Below are 16,740 nucleotides of genomic sequence, written 5' to 3'. Positions count from 1 at the left end.
AGATCAATATGACTCTCGGCGCGAAACAGGGTTAACGTAAAATCAAGCATGTTCGGGCAGGAGGGACGCGATATGGACCCCTATGCCACAAGGAACCCCGCGGGGGCCGCGCTATCCTCGCGCCTGCTGTCCCCGCTTCCGCGCTATGCGATCGGGGTCGCGGCTTGCGGGGTGGCGGCGGCGGCGCTGCTATCCGTTCCCGGGCTCGGTCCCTGGTATCTGCAGCGACAGGATCAGTGGCTTCTGATCGCCGGGGCCTTGCTGTTGATAGCCTGCCTGCGCGGGCTCGCCGGTCGCCAGACCGCTTTCGACGCATCATGGCGACTGGCGCTGGCGGTGGGCGCGGCGATGATGCTCGCGACGCTGGCCGGCCATTATTGGATTCTCTCGGCTTATGACCTCAGCGCCGATGAGCGACTGGCGAATTTCGACGCCGCCATTCTGGCAAAGGGACAGCTTGTCGCGCCGCTCCCGGCACAATGGTGGGATCATGCCGATGCGCTCAACACGATGTATATGTTCATCACCGACCACCGTGAAGCATGGGCGTCAGCCTATCTGCCGGTTAACGCCGCGCTTCGAGCCCTGGTCGGCTGGGTCGCCGTACCGACCCTGACCGGTCCGCTGTTGACGCTCCTGGGCGCGCTCGCGCTTTGGGCCTGCGCGCGGCGCATCTGGCCTGAAAATCGCGAGGCGGCCGTCGTCGCCTTGCTGCTCTATGCCGGGACGGGGCAGATATGGCTGAACGGCATGACCGCCTATGCCATGCCAGCGCATCTGACGGTCAATCTGTTCTGGTTGTGGCTCGTCCTGCGACGCCGCTGGTGGGCAGATATAGTCGCACTCACGCTGGGGCTTTTCGCGGTCGGCTTGCATCAAATTCATTATCATCCGCTGTTCGCGGCGCCCATATTGTTCCTCCTCCTGTTGCGGAAGGAGTGGGGACGCGCGGCTTTCTACGCGCTCGGCTATCTGGCGATCGGGCTGTTCTGGCAGGATTGGATCTATGGGATATCGACGCTGACCCTCAACGGTCCGCTGCCGGCCGACGGATCGGGCGGCGCCAGCTATTTCCGGCGCATGGCGGGCGTTTTCAGTGCCGCCGACGATATGCGCTTCAACATGATCGCCAATCTGTTCCGTATGGTGACGTGGCAGCATCTGTTGCTGCTGCCGCTGTTTCTGCTCGGTGTCCGGGCCGCACGCCGCGATCGCCTGGCGGCGGCGCTGCTTGGCGGCATCATCGTGACGCTTCTTGCGCGTCTCGCGATTCAGCCCATTCAGGGCCATGGCCTCGGCTATCGCAACACCCACGGCCTGATCGGCAATTTCATTCTGCTCGCCGTCTACGGCTGGGTTTCGCTCGGCGATACCCTGAATCGTTGGCGTCCCTTGCTGCTGCGCACCACCGCGGCAAGTTGCCTTGTGCTATTGCCTCTGCAGGCCTGGATGTCGCATCTCTTCTATGCGTCCTTTGCCGACGTGTCGGATCGCATCGACATGGCCCCGGTCGATTATGTCGTGATAGGCACCGATGATGCGCCCTATTCCATCGACCTTGTGCGCAACGATCCCTTTCTCCACCATCGTCCCATCAGGCTGGTGCGCGAAAAGCTCGATCCGGTGCTTCAAGCGCAGATATGCGCCGCCAACCCATCGATCGCGTTGGTCGGACCGGCGGCGCTGAAACCGATCACCGCCTATTTCAACACCGCGCCATCGGCGTCGGCCGAGGTTGAAAACTGGCAGCTTGCCGCCAGCCTGAGCCGGTCGGGGTGCCGCGTCGAACCGCTCTGAGCCGGCCTGCGACCTCTCGTTCGCCTCAGTCCCCCAGGTCCACCCCATTGGACTCCGCCCATGCCCGATATTGCCCCCGCGGGTCCGCGGCCGGCCGCGCCAGCATCGCGGGCATATCGGTGCGGAGCGCACCGAGATCGAGCGAACGGATCATGGCTTTTACAGGGCCGACGCCCGCCGGGGTGATCGACAGTCGCTCGATCCCCGCGCCGAGCAGGGCCATCGCCTCGAGCGGCCGCCCACCCATCTCGCCGCAGACGCCGAGCGCGACCTTGCTGCCGTCGACCGTCTTCACCACCCGTGCGATAAAGCGCATCACGGTCGGCGAGAGCCAGTCATAGCGCTCGGCGAGCCGGGGGTGCGCGCGGTCGGCGGCGAAGAGGAACTGGGTCAGGTCGTTGGTGCCGATCGACAGGAAATCGAGATGTGGCAGAAGCAGGTCGAGCGTCTCGGCCAGTCCCGGCACCTCGAGCATCGCGCCATAGCGGATCGCGGCCGGCAGCTTCTTGCCGCGGCTGGCGAGCCAGGCGCGCTGGCCGACGAACAGGTTGCGCGCCGCTTCATATTCCCACGGCTCCGATACCATCGGGAACATGACGTTGAGGGTGCGACCGGCGGCCGCCTCCATCAGCGCGCGCGCCTGGACCTTCAGCAAACCCTCGCGTTCGAGCGCCAGGCGCAGGGCGCGCCAACCCATCGCCGGATTCTCTTCGAGCGCATTCTCGTCGACGTTCATATAGGGCAGCGCCTTGTCGCCCCCGATGTCGACGGTGCGGAAGATCACCGGGCGGTCGCCCGCCGCATCGAGCACGTCGCGATAGAGGCGCTGCTGCCGCTCGCGCTGCGGCAGGGTGGCCGAGACGAGGAACTGGAATTCGGTGCGGAACAGGCCGATGCCGCGCGCGCCGGTCAGGTCGAGCGCGGCAATATCCTCGCGCAACCCCGCGTTGATCATCAACTCGATCGTAACGCCGTCCCTGGTGACCGCGGGCAGGTCGCGCAGCGCGGCGAGATCGGCGCGCCGCTTCTGGGAAATTTCGAGCTTGGCTTCGAAGGCGTCAAGCATCGCGGCGGTCGGCCGCACCTGCACCGTGCCGGCGGCGGCGTCGAGCAGCAGCAGGTCGCCCTCGCGGATCGAGGTGCGCACGTCGCGGACGCGGCCAATCACCGGCACCCCCATCGCGCGCGCGACGATGATGACGTGGGCGGTCAGCGATCCTTCCTCCAGCACCACGCCCTTCAGCCGGCGGCGATCATATTCGAGCAGTTCGGCGGGGCCGAGATTGCGCGCGATCAGGATCGAATCCTGCCGCAGGCCCATCTGCGCCGCGGTCCCCATCTGGCCCGACACGATGCGGATCAGGCGGTTCGACAGATCTTCCAGGTCGTGCATGCGGTCGCGCAGCAGCGGGTCGTCGATCTGGCGCATTCGCATTCTGGTGCGCTGCTGGACCCGCTCGATCGCCGCCTCTGCGGTCAGGCCGCTGTCGATCGCCTCGTTGATCCGCCGCGACCAGCCCTCGTCATAGGCGAACATCTTGTAGGTTTCGAGCACCTCCTCATGCTCGCCGCCAATGCCGAATTCGGCCTGGCTCGCCATGCGGTCGATCTGCTCGCGCATCTTGTCGAAGGCGGCATAGACGCGGTGCCGCTCGGCCTCGATGTCGTCGGCGACCGTATGTTCGATGGTGATGCGCGGCTGGTGGAAAACGGCGATGCCCGCGCCCATGCCGTTGACCAGCTTCTGCCCCGACAGGCGCTGCGCCGACTGGTCCGCCTCCGCCGCATCGATGCGCGCGGCGGTGTCGACCAGATCGGCGTTGGCGATCAGTTCGGACAGCACCATCGCCACGGTCTGCAGCGTTTCGATCTCTATCTCTTCATAGCGGCGCGGATCGCTGTGCTGGACGCAGAGCACGCCGACCGCCCGCTCGCGCCGAATGATCGGGACACCGGCAAAGCTGTGGAACAATTCCTCGCCCGTTTCGGGGCGATAGGAAAAGTCGGGGTGCGCGGCGGCTTCGTCGAGGTTCAGCGTCTCGATCTGCTCGGCGATCATGCCGACAAGGCCCTCGCCGAGCGCAAGCCGCGTCACATGGACCGCTTCCTGCTTGAGGCCGCGGGTCGCGAAAAGCTCGAGCGAGCCGCCGCGCAAGAGATAGATGGAGCAGACTTCGCTGTTCAGGCATTCGCCGATGATCCCGACGACCTGGTTGAGCTTGCCCTGGGCGTTCGTTCGCGACGCCATCACTTCGTGCAGGCGGGTCAGGATGGTGCGGGCGGACTGGGCGGCGGTCGTGGGAGGTGGCGGGGCGTTCGTCATCGACACCCCTGCTAACAGATGCCGCAGCCGAGCGCCATTGCTGCGCGCGGCTGCCGTTCATCTCTTTCGCGGCGCGGTCTCCGCCGGGTCGGGTCAGACTCCGTCGGCTGACGAAGCGACTGCGGCGGTCGTGGTGGCTTCTGCGTCCACCGGGCCAACGGCTGCGGGATCGACCGGGCCGACAGGGATGACGGAGGCCGGCGTCGGGGTCGTCATCACCGGGGGCGGTGCATATTTGGCATCCCACGCCGCGACCTCGGCCTGATATTTGGCATAGGATTCATAGAAATCGACGAAGGGCTCATCGAGCTTCGCGAGGTTGGCCGGCGCCTGCTCGACCACCTGCGCGCTCGGTGTCGAAGAAACGATCTGCGCAATTTCATTGGCGCGGCTGCAGAAGCTTCGCTGGGCTGGCGGCTGCGCGAAATAGTTGAAAAGTTTCGTCGACAATTTGTCGCGCGCGGCGATCCCGTTGGTGCCGGTTTCCTTGCGAAGGTCGGCGATCACGGTTTTTTCGGTCGACTTGATCGGCTTGGCGTGTGTCTTGATGATGTTGTTGTAGGCCGCAACGAGTGTCGGTTCCTCGATGCCGCGGCACCCGATCGCCGCGACGTTGAGTGCGATCTTCAATTGCCAGAAGGCCCTGTCGCCCGAAATATTGCTGTTCATGGTCACGAAGCGCCCGTCGAGCCCACGCATCGGCAGGATCTGGGTCAGCGACGCCTGGTTCGGCGGGGTCGGGCGCGGGGGTACGACGATGACGACGGGTTCGGGTGGGGGAGGCGGTGGCGGCGGCGGCTTGGGAGCGCAAGCGGCGACGCTCGCCAGCAGCCCGACAACCATGATTTTACGCGACGAATTCATTATGCTCTCCCCAGCCGCAGCAACATGCGGCGTCAACCCCGAGCGTGCAAGGCGGCGTCGGCCTGTTGCACCAAAGCTGCGATGATATCGGCCACGCTTTCCTCCTGCGTTACCATACCTACAGATTGCCCTGCCATTAACGAACCGCCCTCGACATCGCCATCGATGACGGCGCGGCGGAGCGCCCCGGCCCAATAATGCTCGATCTGAAGCTGGGCTTCCAGCATGTCGACATCGCCCGCGTCGAGCAGATTCGCGACTTCGCGCTGCTTTGCGGTAAAGGCCTCGGTACCGTTGTTCTTGAGCGCACGGACGGGGATGACCGGCAGGCGCGGGTCGATCTGGACGCTCGTGATCGCGTCGCGCGCCGACGCGCGGATAAAAGCCTTCTTGAAATTGGGGTGGGCGATGCTCTCGCTGGCGCAGACGAAGCGGGTACCGAGTTGGACGCCCGACGCGCCCATCTCCAGATAGCCCGCGATCGCTTCGCCGCGGCCGATGCCGCCGGCGACGAAGATCGGCAGGTCTTGCGCGAGTTCAGGGAGGATTTCCTGCGCGAGCACGCTGGTCGAGACGGGGCCGATATGGCCGCCCGCCTCCATCCCCTCGATCACCAGCGCATCGACGCCCGAGCGCATCAGCTTCTTCGCGAGCGCAAGGGTCGGCGCGAAGCAGATGACCTTCGCGCCCGAGGCCTTGATCGCCTCGAGGCTGCCCTTGGGTGGCAGGCCCCCGGCGAGCACGACATGGCCGACGCCATGTTTTGCGCACACCTCGATCAACTCGAGGAGCTGGGGGTGCATGGTGATAAGGTTGACGCCGAAATTGCGCGTCGCGAGTTCTTTCGTCGCCGCGATCTCGGTATCGAGCAGTTCGGGGGTCATCGCACCGCAGGCTATGACGCCGAACCCGCCGGCGTTGCTGATCGCGCTGACGAGATGGCGTTCCGAAACCCAGCTCATCGCGCCGCAGAGAATGGCGTAATCGCTGCCGAGAAGCTCGGTCCCGCGCGCCATCAGGTCGTTCAATTTGCTCATCGTCAGTGCCTTTGCCAGCACATCGCCGCGCGCGCAATCGGGCTTCGCGCTCGGGCGGCCGGTCGCCGCGCGGGTTTTTAACGGAACCCGTTCGCCGTGAGAACCTGTCCTTTGATCGCGGAAAGCAAAACAATCATTGTCAACTTAAACGATAGGAATAATCTTAATCCCGACTCAACTGATAGGGGAGTGATGACATGACCACGCCGAAACTGCAGCCCAAGGAGGAGCGTGACCCCACGGCGCGAGCGGTGCAGACGGTATTGGAAGCCTTGGACAAGCTTCGTTTCGGAGCAATTCAGTTGACCGTGCACGACGGACGGCTGGTTCAGGTCGACGTTACCGAGCGACACCGCTACCCCAACTGAATTCCGATCTCCCGAGGGGGTTAACCCCATATCCTGCCGCAGACCGGACCACCGGATGTGGCAATTTTCTTGCAACAGGAAATTGCCATGACTGCCAATCGCATATCCGCTCGCCGACGGCTTTCGGCGACCTTTTTCACCTTTGCCTCGCTTCTCGCGCTGGCCTCCGTCCCGGCTACCGCCGAAACGGACACGGACGAGGATGTTGCTGCGACCGATACGACCGCCGATGACACGGCTGCTGCGGATCAGGGCAGCTATGGCGGCGATATTCTCGTCACCGCGCGCCGCCGTGCCGAAACCGCGCAAGACGTGCCGATCGCCATCTCGGTCGTGGGCGGCGACCAGATCGACAATACCGGTAGCTTCAACGTCGGTCGCCTGCAGCAACTGGCGCCGGCGCTGCAATATTATTCGTCGAACCCGCGCAACAGCGCAGTCAATATCCGCGGCATCGGCGCGCCTTTCGGGCTGACCAACGATGGGATCGAGCAGGGGGTCGGCATCTATGTCGACGACGTCTATTATGCGCGCGTCGCTTCCTCGACCTTCGATTTCCTCGACGTCGCGCAGATCGAGGTGCTGCGCGGGCCGCAGGGCACGCTCTATGGCAAGAATACGACGGCCGGCGCGATCAACATCACGACCAACCAGCCGACCTTCGATTTCGAGGGCAAGGCCGAACTCAGCATCGGCAATCTGAATTTCAAGCAGGCGAAGACGGCGGTCTCGGGCCCGCTGTCGGACACGCTCGCGGCGCGGATCGCGGTGTCGGCGACAAGCCGCCGCGGCACCATCTACAATGTCACGACCGACCGCTGGATCCAGAGCCAGGACAATATCGGCCTGCGCGGTCAACTCCTCTGGCGCCCGACCGACAATCTCGACGTCACGCTGACCGGTGACTGGAACCGGCAGGATGCGGTGTGCTGCGGGTCGGTGTTCGTTCGCACCGGCGCGACGCAGCGTCCGCTGAACCGGCAGTTCGCGGCGCTTGCGGCGGCGCAGGGCTACGCCTTCCCCAGCACCAACCCCTATGACCGGCTGACCGACCTCGACGCCAATCTCAACGCCGGCAACGAGATCGGCGGGGTTGCGCTGCGCGTCAAATGGGATATCGGGCCGGGTACGCTGACCTCGATCACCGCGTGGCGTTATTGGGACTGGCAGCCCGAGAATGATCGCGATTTCACCGGCCTGCCGGTGGTCACCAAGTCGCAGAACCCCTCGCAGCAGAACCAATATACGCAGGAACTGCGCTATAATGTCAGCAGCGAGCGCTTCGACTTCGTGCTCGGGGGCTTCGCCTTCTATCAGCGGATCGACACGCAGGGTACCGAGGGGCATGGCCCGGCATCGAGCCGCTGGACGATCAATCCTTCGAACCCGCTGTCGCAGGACCCGTCGGTGCTCGACGGGCTGACCGCGATCAACACCCAATATCTGAAGAACACCAGCCTCGCGCTGTTCGGTCAGCTTAGCTGGAAGGTCAGCGACCGTTTCAGCATCCAGCCGGGACTGAGACTCAATTACGACAAGAAGGACGGCTATTACCAGCGCCTCGTCGTCGCCGGCGACGGCTCGCCGGTGACCCGCGACCTGACCGATCCGGTGTCGGCGGCCCGGCTCGCGGTCTTCAATCCGCAGGAATATGCACCGTCGTTCAGCGACTGGAACTTCAGCTACGATCTGACCGCGACGTGGAAGCCGACGTCCGGCATCCTGCTCTATGCGACCTATGCCAAGACGTTCAAATCGGGGGGGATCAACCAGAATGGCGTGCCGAACGGCGCCGATGGCAATCCGCTGCTCGCCGCCGCGACGATCAAACCCGAGTCCGTCCAGCACTATGAGGCGGGGGCGAAAGCCGAGTTCTGGGACCGGCGCGGTACCTTCAATCTGTCGATCTTCCGCACCGACATCAAGAATTACCAGGCCAATGTGAACAACGGGCAGTTCGGGGTGCTGCGCGGCTATCTCGCCAACACCGGCAAGGTGCGGACGCAGGGTGTCGAGGCCGATTTCTCGATCCGGCCGAGCGAGCGCTTCCGCGCCTATGCCAATGGCGCCTACACCGACGCCAAATATGTCCGTTTCGTCGATGCGCCATGCCCGCCCGAACTGTCGGGCGGCGCCGACAGTCCGCCGAACTGTGATATTTCGGGTCAGCGCCTGCCAGGCGTCTCGAAATGGGCGTTCAGCTTCGGCGCCGAGGCGAATGCGCCGGCGCGGCTGCTCGATCAGGCTGGCGAGGTCTATCTGGGCTATGACGGCAGCTATCGGTCGAACTTCTCGTCCAATGCGTCGGCGTCGGCCTATACCTGGATCGATGGCTATGCGCTGTCGAATTTCCGGGCGGGGTTCCGGACCGAGGCGGGACTCGATATCTTTGCCTGGGTGCGCAATGCGTTCGACAAGAACTATATCGACCAACTGTTCGTCGGGCCGGGCAACACCGGCCTGATCACCGGTCTGCCGGGCGATCCGCGGACGTGGGGCGGGACGATCAAGACGCGCTTCTGAGCCGCGGGCAAGAAAAGGGGCCGCCCCGGCGCGGGGCGGCCCCTTTTCTGTGCGGCCTCGTCAGCGCTGCTGGGGCTGACGGTCCTGCTGGTCGCGGCGGGGCTGCTGGCCCTGCTGGCGATCCTGGCCGCCCTGCTGTTGCTGCTGCTGGCGATCGCGGTCGCGATCTTCCTGCTGCTGCTGGTTCTGGCCGGGCTGTTTCTGTTGATCCCGGTTGGCCATCGTCCTTCTCCTGCAAGTGCCGCAGGCATGCCGTCATGTCGCGGCATGAGGAATAACCCCCGGCTGGCGGCCAATGTTCCGCCGCCGCGCTCACCCGTGGTCTTTCCGGGCCGGAGACTGATCGGCCCGATCAATCACTCAATCCATCTTATTCGGTTTTTCCCGTGACAGTGCATGGGCCTATCCTTGGCCCGTCGAAGCGAAAGGAGGGCCGTTACCGACTCGCCGCTTGCGTGCGCCGCCCGTTGGCGGCCGCTACCCTTTTCACCAGGAAACCAATAGGATAAAGAGGAGAGACTGCATGAACGCCGAGACCCCCGTGGACCCCGCAAAGGGCTGCCCGGTCAGCCAGGACCGGTTTCGCTCGCTGCTCGGGCGGACGAACAAGGATTGGTGGCCCGACGCGCTGCCGGTCGAAATATTGCACCAGGGCGGCGTCTCGCCCGATCCGATGGGCGAGGATTTCGATTACGCCGCGGCGTTCCGATCGCTCGACTATCAGGCGGTGAAGGATGATCTGACCGCGCTGATGACCGACAGCAAGCCGTGGTGGCCGGCCGACTATGGGCATTATGGTCCTTTCTTCATCCGCATGGCGTGGCACGGCGCGGGCACCTATCGTACCGCCGACGGTCGCGGCGGCGCGAATGCCGGGCAACAGCGCTTCGCCCCGCTCAACAGCTGGCCCGACAACGGCAATCTCGACAAGGCACGCCGCCTGCTGTGGCCGGTGAAGCAGAAATACGGCAGCAAGATCAGTTGGGCCGACCTGTTCATCCTCGCCGGCAACGTCGCGATCGAATCGATGGGCGGGCCGGTGTTCGGCTTCGGTGGCGGCCGCAAGGACGTCTATGAGCCCGAACGCGACATCTATTGGGGCGCCGAGGACCAATGGGTCAACGAAGGCGTGCAGACGCGCATCGACCCCGAAAAGCAGATGGACCTCGAAAACCCGCTCGCGGCAATCCAGATGGGGCTGATCTACGTCAACCCCGAGGGTCCGGGCGGCAATCCCGACCCGCTGCAATCGGCGCGCGACATCAAGATCACCTTCGAGCGCATGGCGATGAGCCATGAGGAAACGGTGGCGCTGACGGCCGGGGGACACACGTTCGGCAAGGCGCATGGAGCGGGCGACGCGAGCCTGGTCGGCGGCGCTCCCGAAACCGGCGACATCACGCTGATGGGGCTCGGCTGGTCGAGCAGCTTCGAAACCGGGGTGGGCGCGCACGCGATCACCAGCGGCCTCGAGGGCGCGTGGGTCAACACCCCCACCCAATGGTCGGAGAATTTCTTCCGCCTCCTGCTCGACTATGACTATGAACTGGTGCGAAGCCCGGCCGGGGCGCAGCAGTGGCAGCCGATCAATCAGAAAGAAGAGGATATGGCCCCCGATGCCCATAATCCGGGCAGACGTGTGCCGACGATGATGACCACCGCCGACATGGCGCTGAAGATGGACCCCGAATTTCGCAAGATCTCGGAAAGGTTCCGCAATGACCATGAGGCGTTCAAGGACGCCTGGGCGCGTGCCTGGTTCAAGCTGACCCACCGCGACATGGGGCCCAAGGTCCGCTATCTCGGGCCCGAGGTGCCGGCCGAGGATCTGATCTGGCAGGACCCGGTTCCGGCGGGCGCCATGCCGTCCGACGCCGATGTCGCGGCGTTCAAGAGCGCGATCCTTGGCTCGGGGCTCAGCGTCGGCGAACTGGTCAAGGCGGCCTGGGCTTCGGCCTCGACCTTCCGCAAGAGCGACTTCCGCGGCGGCGCCAATGGCGCTCGCGTCCGGCTCGCGCCGCAGAAGGATTGGGCGGTCAACGATCCGGACGAGCTTGCGAAGGTGCTGGCGAAGATCGACGAACTGCGCGGGCCTCTGTCGATGGCCGACGCGATCGTCCTTGCCGGATCGGCGGCGGTGGAAAAGGCGGCGAAGGATGCGGGCTTTGCTGTCGACGTGCCCTTCACCGGCGGGCGCGGCGATGCGACGCAGGAGTGGACCGACATCGAAAGCTTCGAGGTCATGGAGCCTCGGGCCGACGGCTTCCGCAACTATCTCGCGACCAAGCACCGGGTGAAGACCGAGGAACTGCTGATCGACCGCGCGTCGCTGCTCGGCCTGTCGGCGCCCGAGATGACAGTGCTCGTCGGCGGGCTGCGCGTCCTCGGCGCCAACCAGGGCGGCAGTCGGAACGGCGTGTTCACCAACCGGGTGGGCCAGCTCACCAACGACTTCTTCGTCAACCTGCTCGACATGGACACGATCTGGGAGGTCGTCGACACGAGCGGCGACGAGGAGTTCATCGGCTATGACCGCGGCGGGCGGCAGGAACGCTGGCGCGCGACGCGCACCGACCTGATCTTCGGTTCCAACTCGCAGCTCCGCGCGACGGCCGAGGTTTATGCCGAGAAGGGTCATGAGGAGAAGTTCGTGAAGGATTTCGTCAAGGCCTGGGTGAAGGTGATGAATGCCGACCGCTTCGACCTGGCGTAACGAACGGGGCGGGAGCTGGCCTCTGGCCGCTTCCGCCCCGAATCCGCCCTTAAAGCGACAAAAGATACGGCCGTGCGCCTCTATTCTGTCTCCTTTGTCGCTTTAAGGCGGGATGGCGGCACGGTTTCGTCGCGCAGCGCGGCGTGGACCACCGCCATGTCGGGACCGCCGCTGACGTCGACCGCGCCGCCGCGCAGCACGCGCACGATGGTGACGCCGTTCAGCGCCCTATCCATCGCATAATCATATTGGCGCATCCGCCCCATGGAGATCGCGCGATCCCATGCCGCCGCGAAGCTCTCCGCGCCGGGGCGCTCGCGCAGCCGATAGGCCGATGCGCGCCCCATCCCCACCGCCTTCGCCGCCGGGCCGACCGATCCCATCGCCTCGAGCGCGCGGATGAAGCAGGCCTGCGTTTCGGGCGTCCAGCCGTCGGCGCGGCGGCGCTGCCGCGGCGCCGGGATGAAGGCGAGGCAGCTTCCCTCGAGAAGCGGGGCGGGCGGCGGCGGTGAAGGATGGTCCATCGACGAGTTTGGAGCATGATTTGATAATGTAGGAAAGGGATTTTTCGGGGGCGGAGGTTCGATGAAGGAGTGGCCGATCGCCTGCGGCGCCGCGCCGGGCGTCACCCGGGGTCTCGCCGCTTCGCGGGAGACAAAGCGGGACCCCGGATCAAGTCCGGGGTGACGAGGAAGGTGATGGGGTTTTTCGGGGTTTGGCGCGCCCCCATGTTTACACCGTAAATTTGTTCTTGACGCGTGATGCCTGCAATGTTTACGTTGATAACATTGAGTCGTGCGAAAGGACGAAATCATGAAATCGCTTCTCTACGCCGTCGGGCCGCTCGTCTTCGATTCGCTGGGCGTGATCGTCTTCGCGGTGCTGCTCGGGCTGGGGGCGAGTGTGGTCGCGGCGACCATCGCGGGCACCGTCGCTGCGGTCGCGGTGGTCGGCTGGGAAGTCGTGCGCGCCCGGCGGCCGGCGCCGCTGCAATGGATCAGCCTGGCCATGGTGCTGTTTTCGGCGGCCGCGACCCTGCTGACCGGCGACCCGCGATTCCTGATGATCAAGCCGACCATCGTCTATCTGATCGTCGCCGCCGCAATGCTGCGCCGCGGCTGGATGAACCGCTATATTCCGCCCGAACAGGTTGCCGAGGTCGGCGACGTGATGGAGCGCTTCGGCTTCGTCTGGGCGGCGATGATGGCGGCGACGGCGGTCGCCAATCTGGTCGTCGCGCTGGCCTTCACCCCCTGGTGGCCGCTGTTCATCGGCGTGTTTCCGCTGGCATCAAAGGCCGGGTTGTTCGCGGTGCATTTCGCCACCGTGCAATATATCCGGCGGGCGCGTGCGCAGCGGCGGATCGGCCCGCTCGCGCCGATGCTGGCGACGGAATAGCCGATCTTCCTCCACGAAGGGGGGAGGGAAGGTGGCGCCTATTCGGCGTCGAGGCCGTATGCGGTGTGGAGGACGCGTACCGCCAGTTCGGTTTCGTCCTCGTCGATCAGCACGCTGACCTTGATCTCGCTGGTCGAGATCGCCTGGATGTTGATGCCCCTGTCCGCAAGCGCGCGGAACATCGTGCTGGCGACGCCCGCGTGGCTCTTCATACCGACGCCGACGACGCTGACTTTGGCCACCTTGTCGTCCGACAGAATGCGGTTGAATCCGATCTTGTCCTTCGCGCTTTCGAGCATGTCGATCGAGCGGATGAGGTCGGCGGCGGGAACGGTGAAGGTCACGTCGGTCTCGCCCTTGTCTCGCCCGACGTTCTGGATGATCATGTCGACGTTGATCCCCGCCGCGGCGAGCGGGCCAAAGATGTTGGCGACGCCGCCCGGACGGTCGGGGACGCGGGTGACGATGATCTTCGCTTCATTCTTGTCGTGGGCGATGCCGGTGATGAGCTGCCGTTCCATCTGGACTTCCTCTATTTCCTCGTCGCTGACGATCATCGTGCCTTGCTTCGGCGCCCCGTCGCCCTCGACGAAGCTGGAGAGCACCTGGACGCGCACCCCCTCCTTCATCGCGAGGCCGACCGAACGGGTCTGGAGCACCTTGGCGCCGACGCTCGCCAGTTCGAGCATCTCTTCATAGGTGACATAGTCGAGCTTGCGGGCGCGGGCGACGATGCGCGGGTCGGTCGTGTAGACGCCATCGACGTCGGTGTAGATATCGCAGCGGTCGGCCTTCACCGCCGCCGCGACCGCGACCGCGCTGGTGTCCGACCCGCCGCGGCCGAGCGTCGCGACGCGGCCGTCGTCCATCATGCCCTGAAAGCCCGGAATCACCGCGACCTCGCCGCGGCCCATCGCGGCCGCCAGCGCGCCGGTCTCGATCTCGAGAATGCGCGCGCGGGCGTGCGCTTCCTCGGTGCGGATCGGGAGTTGCCAGCCGAGCCAGCTTCGCGCCGGGACGCCCATCGATTGTAGCGTCAGCGCGAGGAGACCCGAGGTCACCTGCTCGCCCGATGACACGACGACGTCATATTCGGCGGGGTCGTAGCGCGGGTTCGCCTCGCGGCAGAAATTGACGAGGCGGTCGGTCTCGCCCGCCATGGCAGAGACGACGACCGCGACTTCGTTGCCGTTCGCCGCTTCGCGCGCGACGAGCCGCGCCACGGTGCGAATCCGCTCGGTGCCCGCCATCGACGTGCCCCCGAATTTCATCACGATCCGCGCCATGTCGCCCCGCTTTCCCGATCTGGTTTCGGCCGCAACTTTCCAAGATTTCCGCGGCGTTCGGCTGTTAGGCAAGGGGAGGCGCGAAGGCAAGGTGGGGATGGGCCCTTCGGGGATAAATTTTCTTGCCGCCTCGAAACGAGGGTGTCACACCCGCGCGCATGAGTGTCGCGACGATCAACCCGCACGAAGCCGCCCATTTCGGCGCGCTGGCCGCCGACTGGTGGGACCCGCACGGCTCGTCGGCAATGCTGCATCGGCTGAACCCGGTGCGCCTGTCCTATATCCGCGCGCAGATCGACGCGCACTGGCACGGCGATGCGCGCGAACGGCAGCCGCTGACGGGCAAGCGTGCGCTCGACGTCGGCTGCGGCGCCGGCCTGCTCGCCGAGCCGCTGGCGCGGCTGGGCGCTGCGGTGACGGGAGTCGACGCGGCGCCCGAGAATATCGCGGCGGCGCGGAGCCATGCGGCGGGGCAGGGGCTGGCGATTTCCTATCATGCGGGGGAACTGGCGGCGCTGCCGCCCGCGACCTTTGACCTCGTCACCTCGATGGAGGTGGTCGAACATGTCGCCGACCCGTCGGCGTTCGTCGCCGAACTCGCCGCGCGGCTCGCGCCGGGCGGGCTGATGATCCTGTCGACGCCGAACCGCACGGCGCTGTCGAAGCTGCTGCTCGTCGAGGCGGCCGAGCGCGTCGGCGCCGTGCCGCGCGGGACGCACGACTGGGATCGGTTCCTGAAGCCGGAGGAGTTGACCGACCTGCTTGAAGGCGCGGGGCTGGAGGCGATCGACCGCACAGGCCTGTCGCCGTCGCCGGCGCGCGGCTTCAAGCTGGGTGGCAGCGAGGCGCTGAATTATCTGATCGCGGCGCGGTGGCGCGGTTAGAGCGACGCGCGTAAAATCTGATCCACAGTCCCGTTCGACACGAACGGAAGACAGGCGATGCTGATTTACGGCTCGCCGCGCTGGAATAGAGACACGCTGTTTACGGACGTCGCCCCTGCGAAGGCAGGGGCCGCTGTCGGCCTGTCCCGATGGGGCGGCATCAGGCCGCCACGCCCCCCCGTTTTCGCGGAGGTTGACCCCTGCCTACGCAGGGGCAGGCTGCTTCGGAACGCTTCGCATTCCGTTGCGCGTCAAAAATCGACGTCTTCATAATATTTCGGCGGACTGACGATCTCCATCCGCTCGGCGAGGAGCGGGCGAAAGCTGGGGCGCGATTTGAGGCCTGAATACCAGCCCTTGGTCTGGTCGTGTCCGGTCCAGTCGATCCCGCCCAGATAGTCGGCGACCGAGATATGCGCGGCGGCGGCGAGGTCGGCGAGGCTCATCGTCGCGCCGGCGAGCCAGGTGCGATGATCGATCAGATAGTCGATATAGTCGAGATGGTTGTTCGCGGCTTTCATTGCCTCGCGCAGCGCGCCGCCGTCGGGCGGCTGGCGGTGGACGATGCGCTTCTGCATCCGCTCGAACAGCAGCGGCCCGGTGACTTCGTAATAGAAATCCTGGTCGAACCAGGCGACGAGGCGGCGAATCTCGGCGCGCTGGGCGGCGGTGCCGTTGATCATCGCCTTGCCCTCGACCGTTTCCTCGAAATATTCGGCGATCGCATTGCTGTCGATCAGAAGCTGGCCGCGCTCCTCATCGACCATGACCGGGGTACGGCCGGCAGGGTTGAGGTCGATGAATTCGTCGCGTCGTTCCCACGGCGATTCGCGCACCAACTCATAACCCACGCCCTTTTCGCCGAGCAGAAGGCGAACTTTGCGCGAGAAGGGACACAGGGGGAATTGATAGAGCTGCCACATGCTCACGGCATAGCGGCAGCGGGGCCGGGGGCGCAACGGCTATGCGGCGGCAGGACGGGATATTGCCGCTCGCCCAGGGCGAACGGAAGGGGTCAGCGCCGCGCCGCGTCGGCTTCCCTGCGCCATTGCGCGGCGAGATCGCGCGCCATGTCGCGCAGTACCGGCGCATAGGCCGCAGCAGCGCCGGCGAGATGGCCGGCCATGCGCGTGCCCGCGCGGACCTCGTCGCCCATCCGTGCGCCATAATCGGGATCGCGGCCCGCCACCTCGCCGAGCGTGGCGTCGGGCGGGATATAAGCGGCGTCGGAGTCGGGGTCGGCGCGGGCGACCGCCTCGGCGAGCGGGCCGACGCGAAGCTGCATCAGCGCATCGACGAGGGCGGCGACGGTATCGGCCATGCGGTCCTGCGCGGCGGGGTCGCTCAGCACCTCGGCGGCATCGCCCATGGCGCCGTCCTGCGCGGCCGCTGGCAGCGGCGCGGCGAGCGCGAGGAGGGGAAGGGCGATCAGGGGCAGGCGGCGGATCATGGGCATCATCCTTTGCGGCAAGGACGCGGAGGTATCGGCCGCCGCTCCATACAGAGGCGACGCTTTCGCTGCGGTGAACGCGGCCGGCGATGCGGCG

General features: G+C 65.6%; 14 protein-coding genes. 6 read left to right on the top strand and 8 right to left on the bottom strand.

What is annotated here, in order from left to right:
• Window positions 1–72 precede the first annotated feature (72 nt).
• A complete protein-coding gene (locus FHR21_RS08515) occupies window positions 73–1,797 on the top strand; it encodes a hypothetical protein (protein WP_184097224.1) in 1,725 nt (574 codons plus the stop codon).
• 25 nt (window positions 1,798–1,822) lie between these two features.
• Here FHR21_RS08515 and ptsP read toward each other — a convergent pair whose 3' ends face one another.
• From ptsP to FHR21_RS08500, 3 genes are all read right to left on the bottom strand, one after another.
• Complete coding sequence (ptsP, locus tag FHR21_RS08510) at window positions 1,823–4,120, bottom strand: phosphoenolpyruvate--protein phosphotransferase (protein WP_184097222.1); 2,298 nt, start codon at window positions 4,118–4,120, stop codon at window positions 1,823–1,825.
• Window positions 4,121–4,213: 93 nt separating this feature from the next.
• Complete coding sequence (locus tag FHR21_RS08505; RefSeq protein WP_246427132.1) at window positions 4,214–4,984, bottom strand: hypothetical protein; 771 nt, start codon at window positions 4,982–4,984, stop codon at window positions 4,214–4,216.
• Between the two features lie 32 nt (window positions 4,985–5,016).
• Window positions 5,017–6,027, bottom strand: coding sequence for an NAD(P)H-dependent flavin oxidoreductase (locus FHR21_RS08500; RefSeq protein WP_246427148.1), 1,011 nt, complete (start codon window positions 6,025–6,027; stop codon window positions 5,017–5,019).
• 191 nt (window positions 6,028–6,218) lie between these two features.
• Between FHR21_RS08500 and FHR21_RS08495 the strand changes: the two genes are divergently transcribed.
• Both FHR21_RS08495 and FHR21_RS08490 read left to right on the top strand, forming a co-directional pair.
• Window positions 6,219–6,389, top strand: coding sequence for a YezD family protein (locus FHR21_RS08495; RefSeq protein ID WP_184097218.1), 171 nt, complete (start codon window positions 6,219–6,221; stop codon window positions 6,387–6,389).
• Between the two features lie 87 nt (window positions 6,390–6,476).
• Window positions 6,477–8,912 carry a TonB-dependent receptor gene (locus tag FHR21_RS08490; protein WP_184097216.1) on the top strand — a complete coding sequence of 812 codons (2,436 nt, stop codon included), beginning with the start codon at window positions 6,477–6,479 and terminating at the stop codon, window positions 8,910–8,912.
• Between the two features lie 60 nt (window positions 8,913–8,972).
• Here the strand turns inward: FHR21_RS08490 and FHR21_RS08485 are convergent, their stop codons facing one another.
• Window positions 8,973–9,134 (bottom strand): hypothetical protein, encoded by a 162-nt coding sequence (locus tag FHR21_RS08485; RefSeq protein WP_184097214.1) that lies wholly within the window; start codon window positions 9,132–9,134, stop codon window positions 8,973–8,975.
• A gap of 301 nt (window positions 9,135–9,435) precedes the next feature.
• Here FHR21_RS08485 and katG point away from each other — a divergent pair, with 301 nt between their 5' ends.
• Window positions 9,436–11,625, top strand: coding sequence for a catalase/peroxidase HPI (katG, locus tag FHR21_RS08480; RefSeq protein ID WP_184097212.1), 2,190 nt, complete (start codon window positions 9,436–9,438; stop codon window positions 11,623–11,625).
• A gap of 80 nt (window positions 11,626–11,705) precedes the next feature.
• On the opposite strand, the gene FHR21_RS08475 is transcribed toward katG, so the two are convergent.
• Window positions 11,706–12,149, bottom strand: a complete 444-nt coding sequence (locus FHR21_RS08475; protein WP_184097210.1) for a hypothetical protein — start codon at window positions 12,147–12,149, stop codon at window positions 11,706–11,708.
• Between the two features lie 289 nt (window positions 12,150–12,438).
• Here FHR21_RS08475 and FHR21_RS08470 point away from each other — a divergent pair, with 289 nt between their 5' ends.
• Window positions 12,439–13,023, top strand: coding sequence for a septation protein IspZ (locus tag FHR21_RS08470; RefSeq protein ID WP_184097208.1), 585 nt, complete (start codon window positions 12,439–12,441; stop codon window positions 13,021–13,023).
• Window positions 13,024–13,061: 38 nt separating this feature from the next.
• On the opposite strand, the gene FHR21_RS08465 is transcribed toward FHR21_RS08470, so the two are convergent.
• The gene (locus FHR21_RS08465; RefSeq protein WP_184097206.1) at window positions 13,062–14,309 is read right to left on the bottom strand and encodes an aspartate kinase; all 1,248 of its coding nucleotides are present in this window, start codon (window positions 14,307–14,309) and stop codon (window positions 13,062–13,064) included.
• A 158-nt stretch (window positions 14,310–14,467) separates the two neighbouring features.
• Between FHR21_RS08465 and ubiG the strand changes: the two genes are divergently transcribed.
• Window positions 14,468–15,193 carry a bifunctional 2-polyprenyl-6-hydroxyphenol methylase/3-demethylubiquinol 3-O-methyltransferase UbiG gene (gene ubiG / locus FHR21_RS08460; RefSeq protein ID WP_184097204.1) on the top strand — a complete coding sequence of 242 codons (726 nt, stop codon included), beginning with the start codon at window positions 14,468–14,470 and terminating at the stop codon, window positions 15,191–15,193.
• Between the two features lie 251 nt (window positions 15,194–15,444).
• Here ubiG and FHR21_RS08455 read toward each other — a convergent pair whose 3' ends face one another.
• Entirely contained in the window at window positions 15,445–16,116 is a 672-nt protein-coding gene (locus FHR21_RS08455; RefSeq protein ID WP_184097559.1) for a glutathione S-transferase family protein, read from the bottom strand.
• A gap of 92 nt (window positions 16,117–16,208) precedes the next feature.
• Window positions 16,209–16,643, bottom strand: a complete 435-nt coding sequence (locus FHR21_RS08450) for a hypothetical protein (RefSeq protein ID WP_184097202.1) — start codon at window positions 16,641–16,643, stop codon at window positions 16,209–16,211.
• Window positions 16,644–16,740: the final 97 nt, after the last annotated feature.

Source organism: Sphingopyxis panaciterrulae (assembly GCF_014199295.1).
Lineage (GTDB): Bacteria > Pseudomonadota > Alphaproteobacteria > Sphingomonadales > Sphingomonadaceae > Sphingopyxis > Sphingopyxis panaciterrulae.
The sequence above is the reverse complement of the archived record's forward strand: the minus strand, read 5'-3'. Positions and strand labels throughout refer to the sequence as shown.